Origin of the sequence: Melaminivora alkalimesophila (assembly GCF_000282995.1) — a bacterium.
Classification (GTDB): domain Bacteria; phylum Pseudomonadota; class Gammaproteobacteria; order Burkholderiales; family Burkholderiaceae_C; genus Melaminivora; species Melaminivora alkalimesophila.
This window is the reverse complement of record NZ_ALEE01000609.1, coordinates 1-3,018: the sequence shown is the minus strand read 5'-3', so window position 1 is coordinate 3,018 and position 3,018 is coordinate 1. Positions and strand designations below refer to the sequence as shown.

The window sequence follows — 3,018 nt, the reverse complement described above, 5'->3', positions numbered from 1 at the left end:
CGGCCGCGCGGGGGCTGCACGCGCGGGTGCGCCGGCGCGGGGCCGGAGAACGGCAGTTTCGGGTAAACCCCGACACGACCGCGCCAACTGGGTGAGAATCGCGTCCATGACCGCCGAGACCGCCGCCCCCCTGCCCACCGACCGCGCCCACCTGCTCGCCCGCCTGGCCGAGCCCACAACCTACGACCTCGCCGTCGTCGGCGGCGGCGCCACCGGCCTGGGCGTGGCGCTGGATGCGGCGGCGCGGGGCTTCTCGGTGGTGCTGCTGGAGTCGCACGATTTCGCCAAGGGCACGTCGTCCCGCGCCACCAAGCTGGTGCACGGCGGCGTGCGCTACCTGGCGCAGGGCAACATCGCCCTGGTGCGCGAGGCACTGCACGAGCGCACCACGCTGCTGAAGAACGCGTCCCACCTGGCGCAGCCGCTGGCCTTCGTCATGCCCTCCTACAAGCTGTGGGAGACGCCGTTCTACGGCACGGGCCTGAAGATGTACGACGCGCTGGCCGGCAAGGCCGGGCTGGGCGCCACCGAATGCCTGGGCCGCATGGAGACCCTGCGCTGCCTGCCGACCGCCGTGGCCGAGGGGCTGAAGGGCGGCGTGAAATACTGGGACGGTCAGTTCGACGATGCGCGCCTGGCGCTTGCCCTGGCGCGCACGGCTGCGGCGCGCGGCGCCCTGTTGGTCAACTATTGCCCGGTGACCGATCTGCGCTACGAGGCCGGCAAGGTCGCCGGCGTGGTTTGCGAGGATGCGGAAAGCGGGCGGCGCTTCGAGGTGCGCGCGCGCTGCGTGGTGAACGCCACGGGCGTGTGGGTGGACGCGCTGCGCCAGCGCGACGGCGAGGCGGCGGGCCGCCAGCTGCCCGCCATGGTCGCCCCCAGCCAGGGCGTGCACCTGGTCGTGGACCGCGAATTCCTGCCCAGTGAGCACGCGCTGATGGTCCCCAAGACGGCGGACGGGCGCGTGCTGTTCGCCGTGCCGTGGCTGGGCAAGCTGATCCTGGGCACCACCGACAGCCCGCGCCACGACCTGGCGCGCGAGCCCGTGGCGATGCGCGAGGAGGTCGCCTTCATCCTGGGCGAGGCTGCGCGCTACCTGCGCCGCGCGCCGAAGGCCGAGGACGTGCGCAGCATCTGGGTGGGGCTGCGCCCGCTGGTCAAGCCGCAGAACGACGAGGGGGGCGCCACCAAGGGCATCAGCCGCGAGCACACGGTGCTGGCGAGCCCCAGTGGCCTGGTCACGGTGACGGGCGGCAAGTGGACCACCTACCGCGCCATGGCCGAGGACGTGCTGGACAAGTGTTTCGAGGCCGGGTTGCTGCCGCGCCGCGCCGCGGGCGCCACGGCCTCGCTGCCGGTGGTGGGGGCGCCCACGCAGCCGCCGCGCCACGGCATGCACGAGCCCCAGGGCCTGCACTCCTACGGCAGCGAGGCGGCCCAGGTGGTGGCCTTGCCGGGCGCGGACGTGGCGCTGGCCGAGGGTTTCAGCGAGGCCATGGTGCGCTGGGCCGTGCGCCACGAATACGCACGCACCGTGGAGGACGTGCTGGCCCGGCGCGTGCGCGTGCTGTTCCTGAACGCGCGCCTGGCGCAGCGGCTGGCGCCGCGTGTGGCCGCGATCCTGGCCGAGGAACTGCCCGGCCACGACCCGCAGCTGGCCGCCTTCGAGGCGCTGGCACAGCAGTACGCCCGCGTGCCGCGCTAGGCGAGCGCCCGCGCGATCGGTCCCCAGCGAAAAAGATGGGTGAAGGGGCTTGACGGCCTCTTGCGTCTTTGCGACAATTGCCGGCTTCGCGCCATATTGCCTATGGCGCGAGGCTTATCTGCCCAGCGGAAACGCTTGCGAAACGATTTGCGGCGTGGACGACGGGCCCAAGACTGACTGGCGCTTGCCTTCCTGCATCCGGTTCTCGGGTGAGGGGCCGCTGGTACAAGTTGGGAATATTCACATGATCCAGACAGAAACTCGGTTGGACGTCGCCGACAACACCGGCGCGAAGTCCGTGCAGTGCATCAAGGTGCTGGGCGGCTCCAAGCGCCGCTACGCCAGCGTCGGCGACATCATCAAGGTGAGCGTCAAGGAGGCTGCTCCGCGCGGACGCGTCAAGAAGGGCGAGATCTACAGCGCCGTGGTGGTGCGCACCGCCAAGGGCATCCGCCGCGCAGACGGCTCGCTCGTCAAGTTCGACGGCAATGCCGCCGTGCTGCTCAACACCAAGCTGGAGCCCATCGGCACCCGCATCTTCGGCCCCGTGACGCGCGAGCTGCGCAGCGAGCGCTTCATGAAGATCGTGTCCCTGGCTCCGGAAGTCCTCTGAAAAGGGAAGCCCCATGAACAAGATCCGCAAGGGTGACGAAGTCATCGTGCTCGCCGGGCGCGACAAGGGCAAGCGCGGCACCGTCTCGGCGCGCAAGGACGACTCCTACCTCATCATCGAGGGCATCAACCTCGTCAAGAAGCACGTCAAGCCCAACCCCATGAAGGGCACCGTGGGCGGCATCGTGGAGAAGGCCATGCCCATCCACCAGTCCAACGTGGCGATCTTCAACGCCGCCACCGGCCGCGCCGATCGCGTGGGCATCAAGGTGCAGGACGACGGCAAGCGCGTGCGTGTCTACAAGTCCAGCGGCGCCGAAATCAAGACGGCTTAAAGGATCCCCCATGGCACGACTGCAAAAACTCTACCGCGAGAAGATCGCCGCCGAACTGAAGGAAAAGTTCGGCTACCAATCCATCATGGAAGTCCCGCGCCTCACGAAGATCACGCTCAACATGGGCGTGAGCGAGGCCGTGGCCGACAAGAAGGTGATGGACAACGCCGTGGCCGACCTCACAAAAATAGCCGGCCAGAAGCCCGTGGTCACCAAGGCCAAGCGCGCCATCGCCGGCTTCAAGATCCGTGAAGGCCAGGCGATCGGCTGCATGGTCACGCTGCGTGGCGTGCGCATGTACGAGTTCCTGGACCGCTTCGTCACCGTGGCCCTGCCGCGCGTGCGCGACTTCCGCGGCATCTCCGG

Annotated in this window: 4 protein-coding genes; all 4 read left to right on the top strand. The window is 69.4% G+C overall.

Going from position 1 to position 3,018, the window contains the following annotated elements; all coding sequences use genetic code 11:
• The first annotated feature begins 106 nt into the window (after positions 1-106).
• Positions 107-1,705: a glycerol-3-phosphate dehydrogenase/oxidase gene (locus A612_RS12005; protein WP_019374717.1), complete on the top strand. Its 1,599-nt coding sequence runs from the start codon at positions 107-109 to the stop codon at positions 1,703-1,705.
• Between the two features lie 244 nt (positions 1,706-1,949).
• Positions 1,950-2,318: a 50S ribosomal protein L14 gene (gene rplN / locus A612_RS12000; RefSeq protein ID WP_019374716.1), complete on the top strand. Its 369-nt coding sequence runs from the start codon at positions 1,950-1,952 to the stop codon at positions 2,316-2,318.
• A 13-nt stretch (positions 2,319-2,331) separates the two neighbouring features.
• Complete coding sequence (rplX, locus tag A612_RS11995) at positions 2,332-2,652, top strand: 50S ribosomal protein L24 (protein ID WP_019374715.1); 321 nt, start codon at positions 2,332-2,334, stop codon at positions 2,650-2,652.
• A 10-nt stretch (positions 2,653-2,662) separates the two neighbouring features.
• A partial coding sequence (rplE, locus tag A612_RS11990) for a 50S ribosomal protein L5 (protein ID WP_019374714.1) occupies positions 2,663-3,018 on the top strand: 356 nt, incomplete at its 3' end.

Excerpts from the sequence above, each read along its gene's own strand:
- rplN (WP_019374716.1), top strand. The coding sequence starts at position 1,950 with ATGATCCAGACAGAAACTCGGTTGGACGTCGCCGACAACACCGGCGCG.
- A612_RS12005 (WP_019374717.1), top strand. The coding sequence starts at position 107 with ATGACCGCCGAGACCGCCGCCCCCCTGCCCACCGACCGCGCCCACCTG.
- rplX (WP_019374715.1), top strand. The coding sequence starts at position 2,332 with ATGAACAAGATCCGCAAGGGTGACGAAGTCATCGTGCTCGCCGGGCGC.